Origin of the sequence: Caulobacter sp. Root343 (assembly GCF_001425745.1) — a bacterium.
Taxonomy (GTDB): Bacteria; Pseudomonadota; Alphaproteobacteria; order Caulobacterales; family Caulobacteraceae; genus Caulobacter.
On the sequence record NZ_LMDF01000006.1, the window covers coordinates 124,922 to 149,100 of the forward strand.

General features: G+C 69.8%; 22 protein-coding genes and 1 pseudogene. 11 read left to right on the forward strand and 12 right to left on the reverse strand.

Going from position 1 to position 24,179, the window contains the following annotated elements; all coding sequences use genetic code 11:
• Nucleotides 1–34 precede the first annotated feature (34 nt).
• A complete protein-coding gene (locus ASC70_RS08295; protein WP_056048782.1) occupies nt 35–676 on the reverse strand; it encodes a glutathione S-transferase in 642 nt (213 codons plus the stop codon).
• A gap of 107 nt (nt 677–783) precedes the next feature.
• On the opposite strand from ASC70_RS08295, the gene ASC70_RS08300 reads away from it, so the two are divergent.
• A complete protein-coding gene (locus ASC70_RS08300) occupies nt 784–1,350 on the forward strand; it encodes a TetR/AcrR family transcriptional regulator (protein WP_056048785.1) in 567 nt (188 codons plus the stop codon).
• Between the two features lie 195 nt (nt 1,351–1,545).
• Here ASC70_RS08300 and ASC70_RS08305 read toward each other — a convergent pair whose 3' ends face one another.
• Nucleotides 1,546–4,614 carry an efflux RND transporter permease subunit gene (locus ASC70_RS08305; RefSeq protein ID WP_056048787.1) on the reverse strand — a complete coding sequence of 1,023 codons (3,069 nt, stop codon included), beginning with the start codon at nt 4,612–4,614 and terminating at the stop codon, nt 1,546–1,548.
• Nucleotides 4,615–4,617: 3 nt separating this feature from the next.
• Nucleotides 4,618–5,694: an efflux RND transporter periplasmic adaptor subunit gene (locus ASC70_RS08310; RefSeq protein ID WP_162247194.1), complete on the reverse strand. Its 1,077-nt coding sequence runs from the start codon at nt 5,692–5,694 to the stop codon at nt 4,618–4,620.
• A gap of 76 nt (nt 5,695–5,770) precedes the next feature.
• Between ASC70_RS08310 and ASC70_RS08315 the strand changes: the two genes are divergently transcribed.
• Together ASC70_RS08315 and ASC70_RS08320 are read left to right on the forward strand one after the other, a co-directional pair.
• A complete protein-coding gene (locus tag ASC70_RS08315; RefSeq protein WP_056048793.1) occupies nt 5,771–6,418 on the forward strand; it encodes a TetR/AcrR family transcriptional regulator in 648 nt (215 codons plus the stop codon).
• 67 nt (nt 6,419–6,485) lie between these two features.
• Complete coding sequence (locus ASC70_RS08320) at nt 6,486–6,686, forward strand: hypothetical protein (protein WP_156396161.1); 201 nt, start codon at nt 6,486–6,488, stop codon at nt 6,684–6,686.
• A gap of 158 nt (nt 6,687–6,844) precedes the next feature.
• Here the strand turns inward: ASC70_RS08320 and ASC70_RS08325 are convergent, their stop codons facing one another.
• Nucleotides 6,845–8,209: a PLP-dependent aminotransferase family protein gene (locus tag ASC70_RS08325; RefSeq protein ID WP_056048801.1), complete on the reverse strand. Its 1,365-nt coding sequence runs from the start codon at nt 8,207–8,209 to the stop codon at nt 6,845–6,847.
• A 50-nt stretch (nt 8,210–8,259) separates the two neighbouring features.
• Here ASC70_RS08325 and ASC70_RS08330 point away from each other — a divergent pair, with 50 nt between their 5' ends.
• Complete coding sequence (locus ASC70_RS08330; protein ID WP_056048804.1) at nt 8,260–8,673, forward strand: DUF983 domain-containing protein; 414 nt, start codon at nt 8,260–8,262, stop codon at nt 8,671–8,673.
• Between the two features lie 122 nt (nt 8,674–8,795).
• On the opposite strand, the gene ASC70_RS08335 is transcribed toward ASC70_RS08330, so the two are convergent.
• A complete protein-coding gene (locus ASC70_RS08335; RefSeq protein ID WP_047410131.1) occupies nt 8,796–9,254 on the reverse strand; it encodes a carboxymuconolactone decarboxylase family protein in 459 nt (152 codons plus the stop codon).
• Between the two features lie 106 nt (nt 9,255–9,360).
• Here ASC70_RS08335 and ASC70_RS08340 point away from each other — a divergent pair, with 106 nt between their 5' ends.
• On the forward strand, nt 9,361–10,239 hold the full coding sequence (locus ASC70_RS08340; protein WP_056048807.1) for a sigma-70 family RNA polymerase sigma factor: 879 nt from the start codon (nt 9,361–9,363) through the stop codon (nt 10,237–10,239).
• Nucleotides 10,240–10,319: 80 nt separating this feature from the next.
• On the forward strand, nt 10,320–10,850 hold the full coding sequence (locus ASC70_RS08345; protein ID WP_056048809.1) for a DUF1353 domain-containing protein: 531 nt from the start codon (nt 10,320–10,322) through the stop codon (nt 10,848–10,850).
• A gap of 227 nt (nt 10,851–11,077) precedes the next feature.
• Here ASC70_RS08345 and ASC70_RS08350 read toward each other — a convergent pair whose 3' ends face one another.
• On the reverse strand, nt 11,078–11,386 hold the full coding sequence (locus ASC70_RS08350) for a polyhydroxyalkanoic acid system family protein (protein WP_047410134.1): 309 nt from the start codon (nt 11,384–11,386) through the stop codon (nt 11,078–11,080).
• A gap of 129 nt (nt 11,387–11,515) precedes the next feature.
• On the opposite strand from ASC70_RS08350, the gene didA reads away from it, so the two are divergent.
• Together didA and ASC70_RS08360 are read left to right on the forward strand one after the other, a co-directional pair.
• Nucleotides 11,516–11,731 (forward strand): DNA damage-induced SOS-independent cell division inhibitor A, encoded by a 216-nt coding sequence (didA, locus tag ASC70_RS08355; RefSeq protein WP_056048812.1) that lies wholly within the window; start codon nt 11,516–11,518, stop codon nt 11,729–11,731.
• A 47-nt stretch (nt 11,732–11,778) separates the two neighbouring features.
• Nucleotides 11,779–12,783, forward strand: coding sequence for a dipeptide epimerase (locus ASC70_RS08360; protein ID WP_056048817.1), 1,005 nt, complete (start codon nt 11,779–11,781; stop codon nt 12,781–12,783).
• A gap of 152 nt (nt 12,784–12,935) precedes the next feature.
• Here the strand turns inward: ASC70_RS08360 and ASC70_RS08365 are convergent.
• From ASC70_RS08365 to ASC70_RS08390, 6 genes and pseudogenes are all read right to left on the reverse strand, one after another.
• Nucleotides 12,936–13,729: pseudogene (locus ASC70_RS08365) on the reverse strand (DUF72 domain-containing protein).
• Between the two features lie 25 nt (nt 13,730–13,754).
• Nucleotides 13,755–14,120 (reverse strand): glyoxalase/bleomycin resistance/extradiol dioxygenase family protein, encoded by a 366-nt coding sequence (locus tag ASC70_RS08370; RefSeq protein WP_056048824.1) that lies wholly within the window; start codon nt 14,118–14,120, stop codon nt 13,755–13,757.
• Nucleotides 14,121–14,284: 164 nt separating this feature from the next.
• The gene (locus ASC70_RS08375) at nt 14,285–15,673 is read right to left on the reverse strand and encodes an L-serine ammonia-lyase (protein WP_056048827.1); all 1,389 of its coding nucleotides are present in this window, start codon (nt 15,671–15,673) and stop codon (nt 14,285–14,287) included.
• Nucleotides 15,674–15,807: 134 nt separating this feature from the next.
• Nucleotides 15,808–17,463 carry a M28 family metallopeptidase gene (locus tag ASC70_RS08380; protein ID WP_056048832.1) on the reverse strand — a complete coding sequence of 552 codons (1,656 nt, stop codon included), beginning with the start codon at nt 17,461–17,463 and terminating at the stop codon, nt 15,808–15,810.
• 186 nt (nt 17,464–17,649) lie between these two features.
• The gene (locus ASC70_RS08385; RefSeq protein ID WP_056048834.1) at nt 17,650–18,843 is read right to left on the reverse strand and encodes an alanine racemase; all 1,194 of its coding nucleotides are present in this window, start codon (nt 18,841–18,843) and stop codon (nt 17,650–17,652) included.
• A gap of 137 nt (nt 18,844–18,980) precedes the next feature.
• Nucleotides 18,981–19,958, reverse strand: a complete 978-nt coding sequence (locus ASC70_RS08390; protein ID WP_056048836.1) for a threonine/serine dehydratase — start codon at nt 19,956–19,958, stop codon at nt 18,981–18,983.
• Between the two features lie 148 nt (nt 19,959–20,106).
• On the opposite strand from ASC70_RS08390, the gene ASC70_RS08395 reads away from it, so the two are divergent.
• The 3 genes from ASC70_RS08395 to ASC70_RS08405 all read left to right on the forward strand — a co-directional run bounded on the left by ASC70_RS08395 (nt 20,107) and on the right by ASC70_RS08405 (nt 23,960).
• Nucleotides 20,107–20,730: an acyloxyacyl hydrolase gene (locus tag ASC70_RS08395; RefSeq protein WP_056048839.1), complete on the forward strand. Its 624-nt coding sequence runs from the start codon at nt 20,107–20,109 to the stop codon at nt 20,728–20,730.
• A gap of 123 nt (nt 20,731–20,853) precedes the next feature.
• Nucleotides 20,854–22,140: an adenylosuccinate synthase gene (locus ASC70_RS08400; RefSeq protein ID WP_056048842.1), complete on the forward strand. Its 1,287-nt coding sequence runs from the start codon at nt 20,854–20,856 to the stop codon at nt 22,138–22,140.
• A 149-nt stretch (nt 22,141–22,289) separates the two neighbouring features.
• A complete protein-coding gene (locus tag ASC70_RS08405) occupies nt 22,290–23,960 on the forward strand; it encodes an ATP-binding protein (protein WP_235519304.1) in 1,671 nt (556 codons plus the stop codon).
• The last annotated feature ends 219 nt before the right edge of the window (nt 23,961–24,179 follow it).

Here is a 24,179-nt window from a genome sequence, read left to right on the forward strand (position 1 = left end):
TTCGCGCTTGGCCGGGATGACAGATTAGATTTGATCAGGCCGCCTGAACGCTTGGCCGCTGCTCCACGCGCCCACGCCAGGCCGCCAGCGCCGTGCAGTCGCCCGGCACGGGGATCTCGGCGTAGCCAGCGAAGACCAGGCCCTCCAGCACGGTGATGTCGGCCATCGAGAACTGGTCGCCGGCCACATAGGGCTGGTCGCGCAGCACGCCGTCGAAATAGCGCATGCCGGCCTCGGCCTTCACCCGCCGGCGACGGCCGAAGTCCTCGCGGCCGGCCCAGTCGGGCGACTTGTGGGCTTGCAGCTGCGGACCCAGGCCGGGGGTAGCGTGATGGAAGTAGTCGCCGATCGGGTCGATCAGCTCGGACTCGGCCCGCTTCTGCATCATGTGGATCACCGCCTTCTCGCGCGGCGTCTTGCCCGTCAGCACCGGATTTCCGTCGAGGTTGTCGACATATTCGGTGATGGCCGTGCACTCGGAGATGAACAGGCCGTCCTCCAGCTCCAGCACCGGCACCGTGCCGGTCGGGTTCTTGGCCAGGAAGGCCGGGTCCTTGTGCTCGGCGCCGGGCAGGTCGACGTTCACGAACTGGACCTGGTCGGTCAGGCCCTTCTCGGCCAGGGCGATGCGTACGCGCAGCGGGTTCGGAAAGCCGGGGACGTCGTGGATCTTCATGGTCTGCTCCATCAATCTATCTACCAGTAGATAGGTAGTGGGCCGACGTAAGGGCTTTCGCCGGGCGGAGTCAATGTCTATCTACTGGTAGGTAGTCAGGAGCGCCGATGAACACGCACGATACGCGGCAGACGATCATGGACACCGCTCGGGCCATGGTTCAGGCCAAGGGCTACAACGCCCTCAGCTTCCGCGAGGTGGCCAAGGACGTCGGCATCAAGAGCGCCAGCATCCACTACTATTTCCCGACCAAGGGCGATCTGGGCGCGGCCCTGGCCCGGCGCTACACCGAGGACGCGGTCGGCTATTTCGAGCACCTGCTGACGCGCGGCGACGACGTCGAGACCACCTTCCACGCCTATGCCGACGTGTTCCGCGCCGCCCTGCGCGACGACAACCGCATGTGCCTGTACGGGATCATGGCCGCCGAATACGCGGACCTGCCGCCCGAGGTCCGGGTGGCGGTCGACGCGTTCAGCGCCGCCAATGTCGACTGGCTGAGCCGGCTGCTGGCGCCCCGCCATCCCGAGCTGGACGAGACGGCTCTGCGTGCGCGCGCCCTGGCCGTCTTCGCCGCCATCGAGGGCGCCCAGCTGGTGGCGCGGGGACGCGGCGACATCGCGGTGTTCGACCAGATGCTGGCGGCGTACAGCGCCGCGGGGCTGACGCCGTAGAGGCGAAAACCCATACCACCAACAAATTTCCCGCCTTCCTCGCCCTTGTGGCGAGGACCCATGGCGCGGCTAGGCTCGGAGATAGTCAGCGCTCCTCGCGGGCGTGGTCGCGCACGGGTCCGGCGCCGCGCAAGCGGAACCCTGGGCCCTAGGCACAAGGCCTAGGGAGGCAGGTGAAGAAGGCTTGGAAGGGGCTCACCCCGCCTCCGTCTTCCCGCGCGCCGTCAGCCAGTACATCACCGGCGTCGCCACCCGGCTCAACAGGGTGCTGGTCACCAGGCCGCCGATGATGGCGATGGCCAGGGGCGAGTAGAGGCCCGAGTGCTCGATCGCCAGGGGCAGCAGCCCGCCGATCGCGGTCACGCTCGTCAGCAGCACCGGAAGGAAGCGGACTTCGCCGGCCTTCTCGATGGCGTCGTGCAGGTTCATGCCTTCGCGGCGCAGTTGCTCGGTGAAGTCGACCAGCAGGATCGAGTTCTTGATCTCGATGCCGATCAGGGCGACCACGCCGATCGTCGCGGTGAACGACAGCGAGTTGCCGGTCAGGGCCAGGGCCAGCACCGCGCCGAACACCCCGAACGGGATGATGCCGGCCACCACCAGGGCCGTCTTGAACTTCTGGAACTCAAGAACCAGCACCGCCAGGATGCCGAACACCGCCACCAGCACCGCCGCGCCCAGGCCTGCGAAGCTCTCCGACGCCGCCTCGGCCTCGCCGCCCAGCGACAGGCGATAGCCAGGGGGCAGGGGCAGATCCCGGGCCAGCCGCGCCACCACCTCCCGGGTCACGCCCGACGCCAGGAAGCCGGTGCGGACATAGGAACTGATGGTCACCGTCCGCTCGCGGTCGAAGCGGTCGATGCGCGAGGGACTGGACTTCAGCCTCGGCGTGGCGATGGCGTCCAGCGGCGCGGCCAGGCCGTCGGCGGTCGGGACATAGACGCCCTTCAGGGCCGACAGCGGATTGCGCGGCGCCCCATCGACCTGCTCGGTCGGCAGCCGCACCTTGACCGCGTAGTCGTCGCCGTCCGGGTCGCGGAAGCGGGCGGTTTCTTCACCGGACAAGGCCAGGCGGGCGATGCGGCGCGGCGCGCCGGCCGGGACGCCCAGGGCGGCCGCCTTGGCCTCGTCGACGCCGAGGTCCAGGTCGGTGCGGTCCAGACGCACGGGATTGGTGACGTCGCGCGTCCCCGGCGTGGCCTTCAGGATCGCCTCGGTCCGCGCCGAGAGCGCCTTCAGCACGTCGAGGTTCTGGCCCGTCAGGCGCACGGCGATCGGCGCGTCGATCGGCGGGCCGTTCTCGAAGATCAGCACGCTGATCCGCGCGCCCGGAAAACTGGCGAAGTCCTTGCGCAGCCGGTCCAGCACCACCTCGCTCTTGCCCGGCTCCCAGCGTTTCAGGCTGACGAACACCTCGGCGAAGGTCGTCGAACTCTCGCGCTGGGTGCGGTTGTAGAAGATCTGCGGATTGCCGCGCCCCAGATTGGCGGCCTGCCAGGCGACGTCGGGTTCGGCCTTCAGTCGGCGCTCGACATAGCGCAGCACCCGGTCGGTGCGGGCCAGGGACGAGCCGTCCGGGGTCTCGACGCGGATCAGGAACTGCGGCGTCTCGGCGGCCGGGAACAGGCTGGAGCCGATCAGCTTCACCAGCGGCAGGGTGGTCAGGCACAGGGCCAGCAGGATCGCCAGGGTGAGCCACGGCCGCGCCAGGGCCCGGTGCAGGACGGGTCGGTAGAAGCGGTGGATGCCGTCATTGACCGCCCGCAGCAGGATGTTGCCCTCGGGGTCGGAATGCTTGTCCAGCACCCGGCTGGCCAGGAACGGGATGATGGTCATCGAGACCAGCAGCGAGGCGGCGATGGTGCACAGCACCGTCACCGGCAGCGACTTGATATAGGCCCCCGAGCCGGCCGGCAGGGCCATCAGCGGCAGGAAGGCCAGCATCAGGGTCGCGGTGCAGCCCAGCACCGCCAGGCTGATCTGGCGCGTGCCGTTGATGGCCGCCTCGACCCGGTCCTCACCTTCGCGCACCCGGCGGGCGATGTTCTCGGTGATGACGATGCTGTCGTCGACCAGCAGGCCCAGGGCCAGCACGAAGCCGGCGATCGACAGCTGGTTCAGGGTGAAGCCGAACGCCTGCAGCAGGGTCAGGCCGATCAGCAGGCTGAGCGGGATCGAGACCATAACCACCAGGCCCGCGCGAGGGCCCAGCGGCAGCAAGGTGATCAGCACCAGCGCCAGAGCGATGCCGAAGTCGCGGAACAGATTGTTCAGCCGGTGCTTGACGTTCTCGGCCTGGACGAAGCCGCGCTGCAGCTTCACGCCGGCCGGCAGGGTCCTCTCGTAGTCGTCCAGCACCGCCTGCGCGGCCTTGGTGATCCTGGCCACGTCCTGGCCGTCCTTCTGGGTCACGGTGACGAACACCGCCCGCTGGCCGTTGAAGCGGGTCAGGTGCGGGGGCTCGGCCTGGGCCCAGGCCACCGTGGCGACGTCGCGCACGCGGGTGACCTGGCCGCCGACCGCGCGCACCGGCGTGTCGGCCACGGTCGCCAGGTCGTGGAAGGCCCCGCCGGACTTGACGTTGAAGCGCCGCTCTCCGGCTTGGACCGCGCCGATCGGCGCTTCGGCGCCGGCCGACTTCAGCGCGTCGGCGACGGCGGTGGCGGGCAGTTTCAGGGCCGACAGGCGGGCCAGATCGAGGGTGACCTGAACCTGCGACGGCGGCGCGCCCCAGTACTTGGCCTCGCGCACGCCGGGCACGCGGTCCAGCCGCTCGCGCAACCGGTCGGCGGTCTTTTCCAGCCGGCGCATCGGCAAGATGTCGGAGGTCAGGGCGACCTGGACGATGGCGACTTCCGAGGTCCGCACCCGTTGGATGTCGAGCAAGGTGAGCCCGGCCGGCAGGTTGCCGCGGATGGCGTTCACCTCGCGGACCACCTGGTCGTACTTGCGCTCGGCGTCGACGTCCCAGGTGAAGTGGACACGGATCGTGGCCGCGCCGTCCGAGCTGGTCGACTCGACCTTGTCGATGTTGTCGAGGCCGTCGACCGCGTCCTCGATCGGATCGACGACCAGTTGCTCGATCTCCGACGGTTCGGCGCCCGGCAGGACGGCGCGGATGATCACGATCGGCGTCGGGAAGTGCGGGTCCTCGGACCGCGGCACGGTGTTCAGCGCGTTGATCCCCAGCATCACCAGCAGCCCGAAGGCCACGAGGGTGAACTGCCAGCGGCGAACGGCGAAGGTCGCGAGGTCGAACGTCACGGCCTAGCGATCCAGACGGGTGGGATCGATGACCCGCACGGCCTCGCCGTCGGCGACGAAGCCGGCGCCGGCGGTGATCACCTGGGTCCCGTCGGCCAAGCCGGCGACCAGGGCGTCGTCGCCGTCGAAGCCGCCGAAGATCACCGGCGTGCGCCGGGCCTTGCCGCGCTCGAACCGGAAGACGAAGGCGCGCTGGCCATTGGCCTCCAGCACCGCCTCGGCGGGGATGCGCGTGTAGGCCGTGGCCGCGCCGGGCGCGGCGCGGACCGCCAGGCTGGCATGGGCGATCTGGCCGCTGCGCAGGGCGGGCGGCGGCGCGGACAGCTCGATCTCGACCGCGATCGCGCCGGTGCGGGTGTCGGCCGCCTCGCCGACGCGAGTGACGCGGCCAGGGAGGGCCTGATCGCCGAAGTCCTCGACCCTGACCTGGGCCGTGTCGCCCACGCGAACGCGAGCGGCGTCGCGGGCCGCGAGCGGCAGGCGCAGGACCAGCGGGCTCCCGAGGTCGGCGACCCGCGCCACCACCTGGCCCGCGGCCACCACCTCGCCCGCCTGGGCGCGGCGTTCCAGCACCACGCCCGACACCGGCGAGACCAGGCTGGCCCAGCGACGGTCGAAGCGAGCCGAGTCATAGGCGGCCTGGGCGGCCTTCAGCGCGCTCGCCCGGTCGTCGAGGCGCTGGCGGCTGACATAGCCCTTGTCGAACAGGGTCCTGTCGCGCTCGACGTCGCGGCGCGCGCGCTCCAGGTCGGCGGCGGTCTGTTGCTGGCGCGCGTCGACGCCGGCCGGATCGATGGCGGCGATGGCCTGGCCGGCCCGAATGCTGTCGCCGGCCTCGACCCGCATGGCGGTCAGGACACCGGGGATACGGAACGACAGCGCCATCTCGCGCCGGCGCTCCAGCGTCCCCGCCCCGCCGACCGAACCGGCCGCGTCGGGCGCGGCGACGCGGGCGGCCTCGACCGGCGTCGGGGCGACCGGATCGTCCGCCTTGGGCTTGGCGTTACAGGCGCTGAGCGCCGCCGCGACCAGCAGCACCACTGAGGGGAGGGTCGGCGTCCGCCACATAGGCTGTTCCAAATCGATCAGTGATAAGTTATCAGTGATTGGCGACGCTGGCTTGTCAAGCTCCGACGGTGATGCTCAAGGACGTTCGATGAAGTCTCCCGCCCTCCGAGTCCCGAAAAGCCGTTCCCCGCGTAAACCCAAGGGCCAGGGCGCCGAGCGCCGCGAGGAGATCCTCGACGCGGCCCAGGGCCTGTTCGCCCAGAAGGGCGTCCATGCGGTCTCGACCCGCCAGATCGCCGAGATCGCCGGCATCTCGCAGCCGGCCCTCTACGCCTATTTCGCCACCAAGGACGACATCGCCGCCGAGCTGTGCGTGCGGGCCTTCGCGATCCTGGCCGAACGGATGGCCGCCGCGCGGGTCGGCTACACCCCGACGCCGGAGAATTTCGAGCGCTGCCTGCGGGTCTATATCGACTTCGGCCTGGACCATCCGGACGCCTATCGCGTGGCCTTCATGCTGGAGAAGAGCGTCGACGGCAGCTTCCTGGAGAAGACTGGCGGCCGGCCGATGATCGCCGGCAAGGAGGTGTTCGCGGTGTTTGTCGAGATGGTCGGCGAGCTGCACGCGCGCGGCCTGATGGCCGGCGACGACGTGATGGCAGCCACCCAGTCGCTGTGGGCCGGCCTGCACGGCCTGGTCTCGCTGCTGATCGCCCGGCCGGAGTTCCCCTGGATCGATCGCGAGCCGCTGATCGCCACCCACGTGGCCATGCTGCGCAGAGGGGCGTTGAAGTAGAGCGCCCATTGAAGTCGGGGGAGGGCGCCTCTAGATGACGCCCTCGTTTCTTCGGGAAGGATCCCCCATGGCCAAGCTCCTGCCGCTCCAATCGTTCAGCCTGCAGGAGACCGACGACGGCTACCGCCTGCTGGTCTCGGCCATCGGCGGCGAGTCGCTGTATGTCTCGATCACCGCCGACCAGATGGACGACATCATCGACAGCCTCGAGAACGCCATGGGCGGCGAAGGTGAGGGCGAAGAGGGCGAGGACGACGTCGAGTACTAGGGGCGCTTGGCCATCCCTTTCCATCCGACCTTCCCGGCGAAAGCCGGGATCCAGATCCCATGGCGTTTGGGCTGACGGGAAGGGCGCCGAGCTCGTGGAGCCCACTTCAGCACTCTTCCAGCTGGGCCCCGGCTTTCGCCGGGGAAGTCGGCGTTGGATCAGGACGCTTGTAGCTCCCCCAACGCCCGCAGCCCCCTGACCAGCGTCCCCCGCTTCCCCGCCGCGCCCAGCGAGATCCGCAGGCCTTCGCCAACAGTCCCCGGCGCCCGGAACGCCTCGGCCGCGACCAGGGCCAAACCTCGCTCCCGCGCCGCCGCGCCGGCCACCGCGTCCGGCAGCCAGACGTGCAGGGTCTCGGCCCCGCCGACCGCGGTGGGCAACCATTCGGCGGCCAGCGCGCGGCGCGCGACGGCTTCCTCCCGCACCCCCGCCAGCACCCGCCCCGCCAGGCCCTCGCGGATCCAACTGGTGACCACGGCCGCCATCAAGGGCGCGGGCATCTGGGCGATGGCGTGCAGGGTCGCCGCCAGCCCCTCGGCCTGTCCGGGCGGCGCGACGACATAGGCCAGGCGCAGGCCCGGCGAGAGCGCCTTGGCGGTGGTGGCGACGTGGAACACGCCCTCCGGCCACAGGCTGGCCAGGGCGGGCAGGGGCGCGGCCGGCAGCAGGCCATAGGCGTCGTCCTCGACAATCGTCACACCGGCCGCGCGGGCGATGTCGACGACCGCCCGGCGCCGCGCCAGGTCCATGGTCGCGGCCGTCGGGTTCTGGAAGGTCGGGGTGCAGCAGATCAGGCGCGGCCGGTGCTCGGCGACCCGTTGCGCCAGGGCTTCCAACTCCAGCCCCTGGTCGTCCAGCGGGCAGGCCACGACCCTCAGTCCACGCCGGGCGGCGGTGGCCAGCAGGCCCGGATAGGCGAAGGCCTCGGCCAGGATCGTATCGCCCGGCCGTGTCAAATGATCGAGCAGGGCCGACAGCGCCGTCTGGGCGCCGCTGGCGACGATCACCCGCTCGGGATCGACCTCGCCCAGCACCGGCGCCAGCCAGGCCGCGCCCGCCGTCCGCTGGGCCAGCGAGCCGGCGCCGGGGTGGTAGGCCAGCAGGATCGCCGGGTCGGTGCGGGCCAGGATCGCCCCCGTCGTCTCGCGCAGCAAGGCCGCCAGGTTCAGGCCCGCCGGCGGCGGGGGCAGGTTCATCGACAGGTCGACCAGTCCCGCCTCATCCTCGTTCGTCCGTGAACGGACGAAGGTGCCGCGCCCGGTGGTTCCTTCGATCAGCCCCCGCTCGCGGGCCAGGGCGTAGGCGCGGGTGACGGTGGTCAGGTCGACGCCGAGCCGCCGCGCGACCTCGCGCTGGGCCGGGATCTGGTCGCCGGCTTGCAGCTCTCCCTCGGCCGCCGCGTTCTCAAGAGCCTGGGCGATCCGGCGATAGGCGGGGCCGTCCAGAGCCTCGAAACGGCGCAGCCAGGCGGCGGCGGGATTCGGCGATCCCTTAGTTGTCGTCACGATACGAGATCCATACATTATCGACAGAATGTATGGATCTATTTGGCGATTGTAGGAAGGGGGCTTCGATGCCCGACCATGAACCGATTTATGACTCCCCGACGCCGATCGAGGCCGGCCTGAAGTGCCGCTGCCCCCGCTGTGGCGAGGGCAAGCTGTTCCAGGGCTTCCTGAGGCTGGCGCCGAAGTGCGACCGCTGCGGCCTGGACTTCTCGTTCGCCGACCCGGCCGACGGCCCGGCCTTTTTCGTGATGAGCGGCGTCGGCATCGTCATCATCGCCATTTTCGCCTGGGTGGAGGTCGCTTTTCACCCGCCGCTCTGGGTGCATTTCGCGACGGTATTTCCGGCCCTGATCCTCGGCTGCCTGGGAACCCTGAGACCGGTCAAGGCGTGGCTGGTCGCCGCCCAGTACATCAACAAGGCCGAGGAAGGCCGCTTCGAAAGCCTGGGGCGGCATGATTATGATCCGAGGAGGATGTAGGCCGTAAAAACTGTCATCCCGGCCAAGCGCGCAGCGCGCCGAGCCGGGACCGCCGGAAGCTCCGAGCCTGTTGCGGTCCCGGCTCTCCGCTACGCTACGGCCGGGATGACAGTTTAAGCTGCCTAAACCCCCAGGCTACCCGCCACCTGCCGCGTCGCCGCGTTCAGCCGGTTCCAGACATTGATCGCCGAGATGCTGATCAGCAGGCCGGCCAGGGCCTTGTCGTCATAGTGCTTGGCGGCCTCGTTCCAGACGTCGTCCGGCACCGGGTCGGACTTGTCGGCGACGCGGGTCACGGCCTCGGCCAGGGCCAGGGCGGCGCGCTCGGCCTCGGTGAAGTAGGGGGTGTCGCGCCAGCCGGCGACGGTGGCCAGGCGCTCGGGGCTCTCGCCCGACTTGGCCGCGGCGCGGGCGTGCATTTCCAGGCAGACGCCGCAGCCGTTGATCTGGCTGACGCGCAGGTGCAGCAGCTCGTGCAGGGTCTCGGGCACGCCCTCGACGTGGGCGGCCTTGCTCAGGGCGATCAGGGCCTTCATGGCGTCGGGCAGCACGAAGGCGGGCTGGGTCATACGGGCTTGCATGGGAGAATCTCCGTAGGTTTGTTGCGTCTCGACGCCCGTCGCCGGTCACATCCGGCGGTTTGCGTTCGTCGAAGGTGTGACGAAGCCCGACGGAGCGATGTGACCGATGCCGCCAAAAAATCCTGAGAAAAATTATCTGGCCGACAAGTTCGAGGCCGATCGGAGCCGCCTGCGGGGCGTGGCCTATCGCATGCTGGGCTCTCTGCCCGAGGCCGAGGACGCCGTGCAGGAGGCCTGGCTGCGGCTTAGCCGCGCCGACACCAGCGGCGTCGACAACCTGTCGGCCTGGCTGACCACCGTGACCTCGCGCGTGTGCCTGGACATGCTGCGCTCCAAGAAGTCGCGCCGTGAGGACGCCCTGCTGGAGGGCGGACCCGAACCGTCGGTCAGCGGCGAGGAGGCCATCGAGCGCGAGACGATCCTGGCCGACTCGGTGGGCCTGGCCCTGCTGGTGGTACTGCAGGCCCTGAGCCCCGCCGAGCGCATCGCCTTCGTGCTGCACGACCTGTTCGACATGCCGTTCGACGAGATCGCCCCGATCGTCGAGCGCACGCCCGACGCCGCCCGCCAGCTGGCCAGCCGGGCCCGTCGCCGAGTGCGCGGCGGCGAAGCGCCGCTGGACGCCGCCCAGACCGCCAAGAAGAGCGTGGTCGACGCCTTCCTGACCGCCTCGCGGACCGGCGACATGCAGGGACTGCTGGCGGTGCTGGATCCGAACGTGGTGGTCCGCGCCGACGTGTTCGCCGGCGGCGGCCAGACCCGCGAACTGCGCGGGCGCGAGAAGGTGGCGGCCTACTACGACGGTCTCGCCCAGACCGCCCGCACGGCGCTGGTCGATGGCGAGATCGGCGCGGTCGTGGCCCCGCGCGGCAAGCTCTACCTGGTGCTGGACATCAAGGTCGAGAACGGCAAGGTCGTCGAGATCACCGCCGTGGGCGATCCCGAACGGCTGGCGACGCTGGAGCTGGGCGTCACCGACCTCTGACGCGGACCTTTGGCGCGAAACTTCCGAGATGCTCGCTTCGCGCGTATACTGCGCGGAGCGAGGCGCTCAGGAGACGGGCGATGCCGGACGCGCGATCGATCACGACTCCGCCGCCGGACTGGGTCGACCGGTTCGGCGGCAAGCTCGTGCTGGTGCTGCTGGACAACAAGTACACGCCGTCGATCAAGCAGGGGCGTAGCCTCTGGGGGCTGCACGACACGCTGACCTACACGCCCAGCGACGCGGCCCACACGATCACCGCGCCCAAGGGCTTCGTCACCGACCTGGCCTCCATCCCCCGCTGGGGCTGGATCGTGCTGCCGCCGGACGGTCCCTGGGTGAAGGGCGCGGTGATTCACGACTTCCTCTACGCCACCCGCGGCACGGGGGTCTGGAAGACCCACCCGTCCGGCAATTCGCGCCCCCAGCCCTACAGCCGCGCCGAAGCCGACTGGATCCTGCGCGACGCCTTGAAGAACCGGGGCGTCGACGTCGTGCGCCGCAACATCATCTGGCTGGCGGTGCGGATCGGCGGGTCCGGCGGCTGGGGCAAGGACGACTCGCGCCAGAAGCGGGCGACGCCGGCCGACGAGGCCTATGTCACGGAATAGGGGGGCACGGCGTCAACGTGCGGCGTGACGAAGCCTCCATTCGTCGCCTTCCTGGGCCTTGTGCCCAGGACCCATGCCAGCGGCGGACGCGGACCTTCACAGCTCTCCAACAGCGGAACGACCGTGAACTCTGTCCAACTCGGCTGAAGCTGAACGCTGGGTCCTGGGCACAAGGCCCAGGAAGGCAGGGAATTTAGGTCTATTTTGAAGCCCGATCTGGCTAGCCGCTACTTCAGCAGCAACTGCCCCCGCCGGTGCAGCTCGTCCTTGATCTTGCCGGCCGCCATGCCCAGCAGGCCGGGCAGCGAGAGGTCGAGGCGGGCGTGGTCGTCCAGCACCTGGACGACGCCGGTGATCGTCTGGCCCATGGCCACGGCCGAGAAGTTCAGCACGTCGCCGGCCCAGCTTTGCGAGAAGCGGCTGGCGTCGCCGCCGGGGATCTGGCCGGCCAGCTGCGCCAGGCCGCCTTCCAGCCGGCGCTTGGCTTCGGCCGCGCCCAGCTGGTGGGGGATGTTGATGCTGACGGTCTTGGCCATGGCGATCCTCGATAAGCGTACCGGCGAAACGCGGCCGGTGTTCGTCCGGTTCTATACGTCCGAATCTGGCGCATGGCACGGCCAAGGTCATCTTCATCAGATGAGCCTCCTTCACACACAGGGCCCGCCATGACCGATCTCGCCATGCCCCAACCGTTCACCGCCGCGCGCCGCTCTTCTCGCTTCGTGCGTCCGGGCCGTCCCGGCGGCGTGCTCGGCGCGATCCACTATGCCGGCGTGCTGCTGGTCTGGCTGGCCCTGTTCGTCGTCGATCGTCCGCTGGCCCTGAAGGTGATGGCCGAACGCCGCGCCGATTCGCCGATCCCCCGGCATTGGGGTTGGTAGTCTTGGGGGGCTGGTGATCTAGTCCGAACGGCGCCATCCCTTCGCGGATGTCGATCGCCGTTTCCGTCCGCCCGGTCTCGCATCCGCTGAAGGCCCCGTTCCGCATCTCGCGCGGAGTCAAGACGACCGCCGACGTGGTCGAGGTGATCGCCACCGCCGACGGCCATGTCGGGCGCGGCGAGAGCGTGCCCTACGGCCGCTACGGCGAGACGGTCGACAGCGTGCTGGCCCAGCTTGTGCCGTTGCTGGCCTCCGGTGACGTGGACGCCGCGTACGGGGCCCTGCCGCCGGGCGCGGCCCGCAACGCGCTCGACCTCGCCCTCTGGGATCTGCGCGCCAAGCGCACGGGGGTCAGCGTCGCCGACGCCGCGGGCCTGCCGGTTCCGCCCGCCCTGGTCACCGCCGTGACGGTCAGCCTCGACACGCCCGAGGCCATGGGCCTAGCCGCCCGCGCGGTCGCCGACGCGCCGCTGATCAAGGTCAAGCTGTCGGCCGACGACCCCGCCGCCCGCCTGCGCGCCGTGGCCGCCGCCGCCCCGAACTCCCGCTTCATCGTCGATCCGAACGAGGGCTGGACCTTCGCGATCCTCAAGGACCTGAAGCCGCTGTTGGCCGACCTGCCGATCGCCCTGGTCGAACAGCCGCTGCCGGCCGACGCCGATCATGGCCTCGACGGCTGGGATCCGCCGTTCACGGTCTGCGCCGACGAGTCCGTCCATGTCGGCGGCGACCTGGCGGCCCTGCGCGGCCGCTACCAGGCGGTGAACCTGAAGCTGGACAAGACCGGCGGCCTGACCGAGGCGGTGTCGATGCTGCGGGCGGCGCGGAGCCTGGGCTTCCAGCTGATGACCGGTTGCATGGTCGCCTCGTCCCTGGGCGTCGCCCCGGCCCTGCACCTGGCGGGGGCCTGCGACTATGCCGACCTCGACGGGCCCTGGTGGCTGGCCGTGGATCATCCCGGCGGCCTGCGGGTCGAGCGCGGCCGGATCACGCCGCCGAAGCCGGGATTCTGGGGTGACGGGGTGGAGACGCAGGGGCTGTGGCTGGGCTGAGCCTTCCTCCCCCTCTGGGGGAGGGGGACCGCCGAATGGCGGTGGAGGGGCCCTGGGCGAGGGCCAACGTACGACCGCTTCGCGGACCCCCTCCGTCTCGACGCGTATTCGCATCGATCCACCTCCCCCTAATGGGGAGGAGGGGGCTTTCTCTAAGCCCCCAGCTTCTCGATCAGCGCCATCGCCGCCGAGGGATTCCTCACCTTGGCTCCGGCGATGAAGTAAGCGAACACGTCGCCGCGTTCGGCCCATTTCCGCGCCTGCTTGACCACCCCGTCCAGCTCGTCCGAGGTCATGCCGGTCGGTTCGTCCGGCTTGCTGGACATCAGGCGGGCATAGGTGAAGTCGGCGGTCGGCTGGTCGATGCAGGGCCAGGTCGGCTCCTCGTCGTCGACGGCGTAGACGATGGCCGCGCCGTATTTGGCGGCCAGGTCGTAGAATTCCTGGCAGGCGAAGGTCGGGCTGCGGACTTCCAGCGCGTGGCGCAGCGGCAGGCCCTTCAGCTCCTTTGGCAGTAACTTTAGGAAACCCTCGAAATCAGCCGGATCGAACTTCTTGGTCGCCATGAACTGCCAGTTGATGGGCCCGAGCTTCGGACCCAGCTCTTCCATGCCCTGGGACAGGAATTTCTCGAGCGAGTCGTTGTTCTCGGACAGCACCCGGCGGTTGGTGCAGAAGCGGCTGGCCTTGACCGCGAACACGAAGTCGTCCGGCGTCTCGTCGCGCCACTTCTGCCAGCTGTTGGGCTTGAAGGTCGAATAGTAGGTGCCGTTGATCTCGATGCTGGTCAGCTTGGACGAGGCGTATTTCAGCTCGTCCTTCTGCTTCAGGTCATCGGGATAGAAGGCCCCGCGCCAAGGCTCGAAGGTCCAGCCGCCGATACCCGTCCGGATCACGCCCTTGGCCATGTTTGTTCCCTTCCTGTTCACGGCGCGCACCCTAGCATTTGGCGCGCGATCGGCAAGGCCGCATCAGGCCGCGAGCGGCTGGCCGAAGGTGATCCAGAAGCGGTTCAGGTCGCGGATGATGAACTCGCGCATGCCGTACTCGGTGTCGTGCGGGGGCTCGAACACCTCGACCCGGTCCTTCAAGGTTTCGAACAGGGCGTCCAGGCCGTCGTCGACGGTCAGATAGAGGTCGACCTCGCGCCGATGGGCGTCCGAGGCCTTGCCGCCGGCGTTGAACATCACCGCCCCGTCGCCCAGCGTCAGCCGCGCCCAGCGCCAGGCGCCGTCCAGATTGTGGAAGCCGGTCAGCACGAAGCCGAGGTCGCGATACCAGTCCGACGCGGCCCGCACGTCAGGCACGTGGATCATCGGGGTGATGGAGCCGGGCATGGGCGAGTCCTCCGGAGGGGAGCGTAGCGCGCCCGGCTGGACTTAGGCTAGCGCCCCCCACCTGACCCGCTGCGCGGGTCGTCCGCCCCCAAAGGCGGGCGGAAGGAGATCACCTTCTTCCCCCTCCGGGGGAGGAGCGCCGCAGGCGCGGAGGGGGCAAGTCCTCAGCACTCCACCCTGTTCACCGACAGCCCCACCGCCAGACCGCCCATCGAAGTCTCCTTGTAGATCTCGTTCATGTCCTCGCCGGTGCGCTTCATGGTGGCGATGACCTTGTCCAGCGACACCGAGTGCTGGCCGTCGCCTAGCAGGGCCAGCCGCGCGGCGTCGATGGCCTTGATGGCGCCCATGGCGTTGCGCTCGATGCAGGGGATCTGGACCAGGCCGCCGATCGGGTCGCAGGTGAGGCCGAGGTTGTGCTCCATGCCGATCTCGGCGGCGTTCTCGATCTGGGCGTTTGTGCCGCCCAGCGCCGCCGCCAGGCCGGCCGCCGCCATCGAGCAGGCTACGCCCACCTCGCCCTGGCAGCCGACCTCGGCTCCGCTGATCGAGGCGTTCCTCTTGTAGAGCGCGCCGATCGCCGCGGCGGTCAGCAGGAAGACGCGGACCTGCTCGGGCGTCCCCTTGTGGAAGCGCACGAAGAACCGCAGCACGGCCGGCACCAGGCCCGCGGCGCCATTGGTCGGGGCGGTGACGACGCGGCCGCCGGCGGCGTTCTCCTCGTTGACCGCCATGGCCCACAGGTTGACGAAGTCCATGGCCGCCAGCGGGTCGCTCATCTGGCGCTCCATCCGGCCCAGGATGGTCTGGTGGATCTGGCGAGCGCGGCGCTTGACGGTCAGGCCGCCGGGCAGCACGCCCTCCTGGCGCATGCCGCGATCAATGCAGGCCTCCATGGCCCCGAAGATGCGGTCGAGGCCGGCGTTCATCTCGCCCTCGCTCATCCGGGCCAGCTCGTTGGCGGCCATCACCTCGGCGATGGTCAGGCCCGCCTCGGCGGCGCGTTGCAGCAGGTCGTCGCCGCTCTCGAACGGGAACGGGATGGCCGGACCCTCTTCCGGCGGCGCATTGCTGACCATCTCGCGCTCGTCGCGGACGAAGCCGCCGCCGATCGAGAAATAGGTGCGTTCGGCCAGGATGACGCCAGCGGCGTCAAAGGCCGAAAAGGTGAGCCCGTTCGGGTGCTGCGGCAGCCGCTCGTGGCCCAGCCAGACGATGTCGGTGGCCGCGTCGAAGGCGATGGCGTGGTCGCCGCCCAGGTTCAAGGACTGGGTGGCCTGGACCTCCAGCAGGGCGGCCTCGCCGGCGTCTGGATCCAGGTCGGCCGGCACGAAGCCCATCAGGCCCAGGACCACCGCCCGGTCGGTGGCGTGGCCGCGTCCGGTCAGGGCCAGGGAGGCGTAGAGCTTGATCTCGACCCGGGCGACAGCGGGCAGCTTGCAGGCCTCGCGCAGCCGGCCGACGAACAGCCCGGCGGCCGTCATCGGCCCCATGGTGTGGCTGCTCGACGGGCCGACGCCGAGTTTGAACAGGTCGAAGACGGAGGCGGTCATGGGGTGTTTCGCAAACTCAACGTGTCATCCCGGGCGGAGCGCAGCGGAGACCCGGGACCGCTGGAAGCGCCGGCGCTTGCGGCGGTCCCGGCTCGGCGCGCTGCGCGCTTGGCCGGGATGACAGTTTCAAAGGATTACTTCCGCTGCGCCGACGTCTTGTCGCGCAGGGCCTTGAACTCGGACCCCGCCTGCCATTTCGGCCAGACGCGGGAGTTGGCCAGGTCGGCGCCGATCTCATAGACCAGGCCTAGGTCCATGGCCTGGCCGCTGAGGTCCCAGTCGGCCCGCCATTCGTCGGCCGGCTGGTGGTAGCGGTTGTCGGTATAGTCGGCCTCGGCCTTCTCGCCGGCTTCCTTGCCGCCCTTGTAGAGGTCGTTGCCCGAGCCGATCGAGATGGCCGGCACGCCGCGCTTGGCGAACGGGAAGTGGTCCGAGCGGTAGAAGTGGCCGGCCTGGGGCGCGGGGTCGGGCGTGAAGTAGCGGCCGTGCAGCTTGGCCTTGGCGACCAGCATGTCCTGCAGGTCGACCTTGCCGTCGCCCGAGGTGCCGACGTCCTTGGCCGGACCGGCCGCCGACAAGGCGTCGATATTGATGTCGCCGACCGTGGTCGCCAGCGGGAACAGCGGGTTGGCGCCGTAATATTCCGAACCCAGCAGGCCCTTTTCCTCGGCGGTCACCGCCAGGAACAGGATCGAGCGCTGCGGCGCGGGGCGGCTCTTGAAGGCGCGGGCCAGCTCAAGAATCCCGGCGATGCCGTCGGCGTTGTCGACGGCGCCGTTGTAGATCTTGTCGCCGCGCGCGTCGGGCGCCCCGACCCCCAGGTGGTCCCAGTGGCCGCTGTAGATGACGGTCTCGTTCGGATACTTGGTCCCGACGATGCGGCCGGCGATGTTCTTGGAGACGATCGTCTCGTGCTTGACCTTGTAGTCGGCCGAGAAGGTCGCGCCAGGCAGCGCCACCGGCTTGAAGTCGCGGCTCTGGGCCTGCGTCTTCAGGGCGTCGAAGTCGAGGCCGGCCTTCTTGAACAGCGCGACAGCGGTGTCGCGCTGGATCCACGCCTCCAGCGACGGATGCTGCTTGGCCGGCGCCTTGCGGACGATGTCGAACATCACGTTGGTGTTGGAGTTCTTGACCGTGTTCCAGCCGTACGAGGCCGGGGCCGTCTCGTGGACGATCAGCACGCCGGCGGCGCCCAGGCGGGCGGCCTCCTCGTACTTGTAGGTCCAGCGGCCGTAATAGGTCATGGCCTTGCCGCCGAAGTCACCGGAGCCCGTCTCGAAGTCCGGGTCGTTGATCAGCACGACCAGGATCTTGCCCTTCACGTCCAGGCTCTTGAAGTCGTCCCAGTTCCGCTCGGGCGCCTTGACGCCGTAGCCGACGAACACGATCGGCGCGTCCTTGATCGAGACGGCGTCGACATTGGTCATGGCGGCGCGAACGGCGATCTGCTCGCCTTGGGTCCAGGTCTGCCTGTCGCCGCCGACCGTGACGCCGGCGCTGACCGGGCCGGTGATCTCGAACTTGCCCAGCGGCACGTTCTGGGTCCAGGCGCGCTTGCCGTCCTTCTGGAGGTCGCCGGCGGGGGTCAGGCCGATGGCCTTCATCTGGTCGACGATGTAGCCGACGGCCTTCTTCTCGCCCGCGGTGGCGGGGCCGCGACCCTCGAATTCGTCGGACGACAGCACCTTGATGTGGGCCGACAGCTTGGCGGGGTCGATCTTGGGCGCATCCGCTGCCTGCGCCAGCATGGGCGCGGCGAGAAGGGCGGTGGCGAGCAGCAGGCGTTTCATCGAGAGCCCTCTAGAAGGGGAAATCTTGTCGTTGGCGCGGAACGTAGCGGGGGTTTTGGAGGGCCGCCAGCGCTACTTGCCCCCACCTGACCCGCTTCGCGGGTCGTCCGCCCCCGGAGGGGGCGGAAGGCGCGCGCTCCTTCTTCCCCCTCCGGGGGAGGAGCGCGCCAGCGCGGAGGGGGCAAGTCAGCCGCTCACCCGCCGTCCATCCACCGCCCACCGCTCCAGCCGCTCGCCGTCCCAGACGTGCAGGGCGTCGTAGAGGTTGATGGTCGGGTCGCAGTGGCCCGGCTGCAGCCAGACGAGGTCGCCGACGCGGGGCGCGTCGGCTGGGGTTTCTCGAGCAAAATCGGCGTCGGCGGCGGCCACGGCCTTGTCGAAGCCAAGCGGATCGCGACCGGCGGCCTTCAGCACGTCCAAGGTGGCGGGGTGGGCGATCATGCCGTGCTCGTCGCCCATCGGCCGCCAGAGCGAGCCCGGCGCGGCGCCGCCGACCACCCGGGCCGGCGGGCCGTCCATCGACATCGCCTTGAAACCGGCGTCGACGACGACGTGGCTCTTGTGGCGGGCCGAGACGACGGTCGCGGCCACGAACAGCGCCGGCTCGAACGGCCAGTCGCCGCCGCCGGGCGCGCCGCAGGCGTCGTACTCGACGTCCATCACCGCGTAGGAGCCGGCTTGCAGTTCGGTGAACACCCCCGAGGCCAGGTCGAAGGCGTGGGTGCCGGTGCCGCCGCCGGTGACGACGGGCGGGGCCAGGCCGGCGGCGGTCAGTTCGGCGACCAGGGCCTTCAGCGTGGCGAAGGCGGCCTCGTCGGCGCTCCGGCGCAGCGCGCCATCGTTCAGGTGTTGCAGGTGGCCGAGATAGGCTTGGATCCCGGCGAAGCGCAGGCTCGGCGAGGCGTCGGCGGCGCGGGCCAGCTTCAGCGCCTCATGCGGATAGACGCCCGTGCGGTGGGTGCCGAGGTCGAGGTCGACCACCAGGTCCAGCACGACCCCGGCCGCCACGGCTGCGTCCGACAGCCGGTCGATCTGGCCCTCGTCGTCGGCGACCGCGCCGACCTTGGCGCCGGTTCGGGCGAGCGCGGCGAGGCGGGCCGCGCCCCAGGGCGGGGCGGGGGCGGTGACCAGCACGTCCTGGATCCCGCCGGCGACATAGGCCTCGGCCTCGCCGACCGTCTGGCAGCACAGCCCGACCGCGCCGCGCTCGACGATCAGCCGGCCCAGGGTGGAGCACTTGTGGGTCTTGCCGTGGGCGCGGAGACGGACGGCGGCGGCGTCGCACAGGGCCTGCATGTGGTCGATGTTGCGCTCAAGCGCGGCGCGGTCGACGACGAGGATCGGGGTCTGGGGGAGGGCGGCGGCGGGCGGCAGGTTCATCGGATATCCCCCTCGTGAGAAACTGTCATCCCGGACAAGCGCGAAGCGCGCCGATCCGGGACCGCCGGAAGCTCGGCGTTTCCTGCGGTCCCGGGTCTTCGCTTCGCTACGCCCGGGATGACAGGATTTTTCGAACGCTAGATCTCACCCGCCAGCACCCGGGCGAACAACCCCGGATCCACATTGCCTCCCGACAGCACGATCGCCGCCGTCCTGCCCTTCAGGTCGATCTTCCCTGTCAAAGCCGCCGTCAGCGCCACGCAGCCGCCCGGCTCGACGACCAGCTTGAGCACCGAGAACGCGTAGCGCATCGCCTCGGCCACCTCGGCGTCGGTCACCGCCACGACGCCCGACAGGTTCCGCTGATTGATCGGCCAGGTCAGCTCGCCGGGGATCGGGGTCAGCAGGGCGTCGCAGATCGAGCGGGCGTCCTGGTCGATCGTCTCGCGCTGGCCGCTCTCCAGCGAGCGGCGGGTCTCGTCGAAGCCGGCGGGCTCGGCGCCCCAGACCTCCGTGGACGGAGAAAGGCCTTTCACGGCCGTCGAGGTCCCGGCGATCAGGCCGCCGCCGCCGACCGGCGACAGCACGCGGTCAAGGGTCACGCCCAGCGCCTTGGCCTGCTCGACGATCTCGATCCCCAGCGTGCCCTGGCCAGCGATGATGTGCGGATCGTCGTACGAGGGCACGACCACGCAGCCGCGCTCGGCGGCGATCTGGTCGGCGATGGCGACACGGTCCTCGGTGAAGCGGTCGTAGAAGCGGATCTCGGCTCCGAAACCCTTGGTCCCCTCGACCTTCACGGCCGGCGAGTCCGACGGCATGACGATCAGGGCCGGCAGGCCCAGCAGCTTGGCGGCCAGGGCCACGCCCTGGGCGTGGTTGCCGGACGAGAAGGCCACGACGCCGCGGGTCTTTTCTTCGTCGCTCAGTTGGCTGAGGCGGTTATAGGCGCCGCGGAACTTGAAGGCCCCCGCCCGCTGCAGGGTCTCGGGCTTGAGGAAGACCCGTCCGCCCAGCCGTTCGTTCAGCGCCGGGCTCTCGATCAGCGGCGTCTCGACGGCCAGGCCCTTCAGGCGTCCGGCGGCGGCTTGGATGTCGGCGAGGGCGATGGTCATGGGGGAGATCTAGGGGCTGCGGCAGCGCTTTTGAAGCATTCCGCGGCGATCAGGGCGAAACCGTTCAAAGGGCGGTGTCCGAAACCCTTTCCGACCCTCGCTGTTCGAGCCATATAGACCTTGGGCTCATGCTGTTCAGGACGACTCGATGAAGACCGCCATGCTCGCCGCCGCGGCCGCGACCCTGATTGGGGGCGCCGCGCTGGGGTTCGCCGCGCCCGCCTTGGCCGGAGAGGCCTTTGTCGGGGTCTACAAGCACGACGTGACCTTCATCGGCGACGCGGTCGGCCTGGGCGCCGCCGGGCGCGAGGACGGGGCCGACATCCATCTCGGCTATCGCACCAGCCGGATCGAGAGCCTGCGCTGGCTGGGCAAGCCGCAGGTCCACACCATGGTGTCGATCAACACCAAGAACACCTCGAACTTCGTGGCCGCCGGTTTCGACTGGAAGATCGAGCTGGGTCAGCCGGGCGGCTTCTATTTCCGGCCTGGGATCGGCCTGGCCTATACCGACGGCAAGGCCGGCCTGCCGCCCGCCAACGCCCCGGGCCTGACCCAGGCCGAGCGCGACCGCCGCACCTATCTCTACTACCACCGCATCGATTTCGGCTCGAAGGTGCTGTTCGAGCCGGAGCTGGCCCTGGGCTACCAAGTCAGCGACAAGGTATCGGTGGAACTCAGCTACACCCACCTCTCGAACGGCCAGATCTTCCACCAAGGGAAGAACCAGGGGCTTGACGACGCGGGGGTCCGGCTGGTTTACGCCTTCTGACTTCGCGATGAGCCGATTTGACGGTTCTCGCGGCGCCGCCCACAACTGACTAAACGTCCGCTGCCGAGTCCTGTCGAAGGGCCGCGTGACGTCACCGGGCAGGTGACAAGGCATATCTCTACCATGGCCAATGTGACCGTCGTCGGCGCCCAGTGGGGCGATGAAGGCAAGGGCAAGATCGTCGACTGGCTCAGCAACCGGGCCGATGTCGTCGTGCGCTTCCAGGGCGGCCACAACGCCGGCCATACGCTGGTGGTGGACGGCAAGGTCTACAAGCTGGCCCTGCTGCCGTCTGGGGTAGTTCAAGGTAAGTTGTCGGTGATCGGCAACGGCGTCGTCGTCGACCCCTGGCACCTGCTGGGCGAGATCGACAAGATCGCCGAGCAGGGCGTGGCCATCACCCCGGACCTGCTGATCCTGGCCGACAACGCCTGCCTGATCCTGCCGCTGCACAAGGACCTGGACCAGGCCCGCGAGGCCGCCTCGACCCAGAAGATCGGCACCACCGGCCGCGGCATCGGCCCGGCCTACGAGGACAAGGTCGGCCGCCGCGCCATCCGCGTCGCCGACCTGGCCGACCCGGAAGCCCTGGGCCCCAAGATCGAACGTCTGCTCAGCCACCACGGCGCCCTGCGTCGCGGCTTGAACCTGCCGGAAGCGAACGCCCAGGAACTGTTCGACGCCCTGATGGACCTGGCGCCGCGCATCCTGCCCTACGCCCAGCCGGCGTGGCGGGTGCTGGACCAGGCCCACAAGGCCGGCCGCAAGATCCTGTTCGAGGGCGCGCAAGGCGCGCTGCTGGACGTCGACCACGGCACCTATCCGTTCGTGACTTCGTCCAACACGGTGGCGGGCCAAGCCTCTGCCGGCTCGGGCATGGGCCCGTCGGCGACCGGCTTCGTGCTGGGCATCGTCAAGGCCTACACCACCCGCGTGGGCGAGGGCCCGTTCCCGGCCGAGCTGTTCGACGATGTGGGCAAGCACCTCTCGACCGTCGGCCGCGAGGTCGGGGTCAACACCGGCCGGGCCCGCCGCTGCGGCTGGTTCGACTCGGTGCTGGTGCGCCAGTCGGTGGCCATCAACGGCATCCACGGCGTGGCCCTGACCAAGCTGGACGTGCTGGACGGGCTGAAGACCCTGAAGATCTGCGTCGGCTACAAGATCGGCGACAAGGTGGTCGATTACCTGCCGGCCGGCCTGCGCGACCAGGCCGCCGCCACGCCGGTCTACGAAGAGATCGAAGGCTGGACCGAAAGCACGGCCGGCGCCCGCTCGTTCAAGGACCTCAATGCCAACGCCATCAAGTACGTGCGCCGCGTCGAGGAGCTGATCGGCGCCCCGGTGGCCCTGCTGTCCACCAGCCCCGAGCGCGACGACACCATCCTCATGCGCGACCCCTTCCAGGGATAAGCGCTGCAATAAGTGCGACCGACCGTCGCACGGTAAACGCTTGGTGAACTATGTCAGGCCTAGCCTCCCGCGACTTTCGTGTTGCGGGAGGAGCGCTTTTGGCACTCCGGGACTTCCTCGAAGACGGGCTGGAAGGCGCGACACTCATCATGAGCCGTCGCAGCCGGGTAGCGCGCGTTCTCATCACCGTGCTGGTGGGCGGACTGGTGGCCTTCCACTTCGGGGCCAAGCCGGCGCTGGCGTGGGGCGGGGTGAACCTCGTCCTGGAAGGGTGGCTGGTCTATCTGCAGATGACCTTCAAGCCGCGGGCCGAAGGGCGGACCAATCCGTTCGTTCGCCTGGGCCCGCCGGCGGCCTTCACCCTCGCCTGGTCGGTGATGGCGGGCCTGTCCGCCGTGCACGGCCCGATGGCGATGAAGTTCGCGGCCCTGGTCATCCTGTTCGGCCTGATCGTCGAGGGCCTGAAATACGCCACCGTCAGCCGGTCGGCGATGCTGTCGATCCTGCCCGGTCCGTTCCTGGCCCTGATCCTGGTGCCGATGCTGGGGCCGAAGTTCACCGTCCTGGACAAGGCCGTGGCCCTGGTCGTGCTGGCCGGGCTGGCCGGCTACGCCATCGACGCCGTGCGCCTGATGCGCGGCGCGGCCAGGGCGCTGGAGCGAGCCCAGGCCGAGGCCCTGGAGGCCAGCCGCGCCAAGTCGGCCTTCCTGGCGATGATGAGCCACGAGCTGCGCACGCCGATGAACGGGGTGCTGGGCCTGGCCCACGCCATGCGCGGCACGGCGCTGGACCCGCGCCAGGCCGAGTATCTCGAGATGATCGAGCAGTCGAGCCACGGCCTGATGACCATCCTCAACGACATCCTGGACCTGTCCAAGATCGAGGCCGGCAAGCTGGAGCTGGAGGTCGCGCCGTTCGACATCCGCAAGCTGGCCGCCCAGATCCGCCTGGTGTGGAGCGAGACGGCCAGGCTGAAGGGCTTGGAACTGGTGCTCGACATCGATCCGGACACGCCCGCCTGGCTGTCCGGCGACGCGGCGCGGGTGCGGCAGATCCTGATGAACCTGGTCTCCAACGCCCTGAAGTTCACCGAAGCCGGCCGCGTCACCGTGCGGATCGCCTCGGCGGCGGGCGACGCCGGCGACGGGATCGTCGTGGCCGTCTCCGACACCGGAATCGGCCTGAGCGACGAGCAGCGCGCGCGGCTCTTCACCCCCTTCGCCCAGGGCGACCGCACCATCGCGCGCCGGTTCGGCGGCACCGGCCTGGGCCTGGCGATCTGCCGGCAACTGGTCGAGATGATGGACGGCGAGATCGGCGTCGAGAGCGTCGCGGGCCAAGGCTCGACCTTCGCCGCCCACCTCCCCCTGCCGGCGGCGCGGGCTCTGAGCGACTTCTCGGGGCCGGTCGCGGCGCTGGACCTGGCGGGCGCGCGGGTGCTGGTGGTCGACGACAACGTGGTCAACCAGACCGTGGCGCGCGCCATACTGGAGGCCGTCGGCGTCTCGGTGGCCACGGTCGGCGACGGCTACGCGGCCCTGGCCCGCCTGCGAGTCGAGGACTTCGACGTCGTGCTGATGGACGTCCACATGCCCGAGATGGACGGGGTCGAGGCGGTGCGCCGGATCCGCGCGGGCGAGGGCGGGCGGGTCGACCTCCCGGTCGTGGCCCTGACCGCCGACGCCATGGTCGGCGACGCCGAACGCCTGCTGGCCCAAGGCTTCGACGACGCCCATCCCAAGCCGATCCAGCCGGCGGGCCTGCTGGCCACGGTGGCGGGGCTGCGGACCCCCGTGACCCGCGCGCGGGCGGCGGCTTAGCGGCCTCTTCATCTTTCCTCCCCCTCTGGGGGAGGGGGCGAACGCCGGTGGAGGGGCCCTGTGAGATGGGCCAATGCACCACCGCTTCGCGGACCCCCTCCGTCTCGCCGCGTATTCGCGCCGATCCACCTCCCCCTAATGGGGAGGAGAGCCGAAAACCCGGCTCCGCGCGCCCGGGCCGCGCCACCCAGTCAGCGTTTGTTAGCAGGCGGCGGCGTA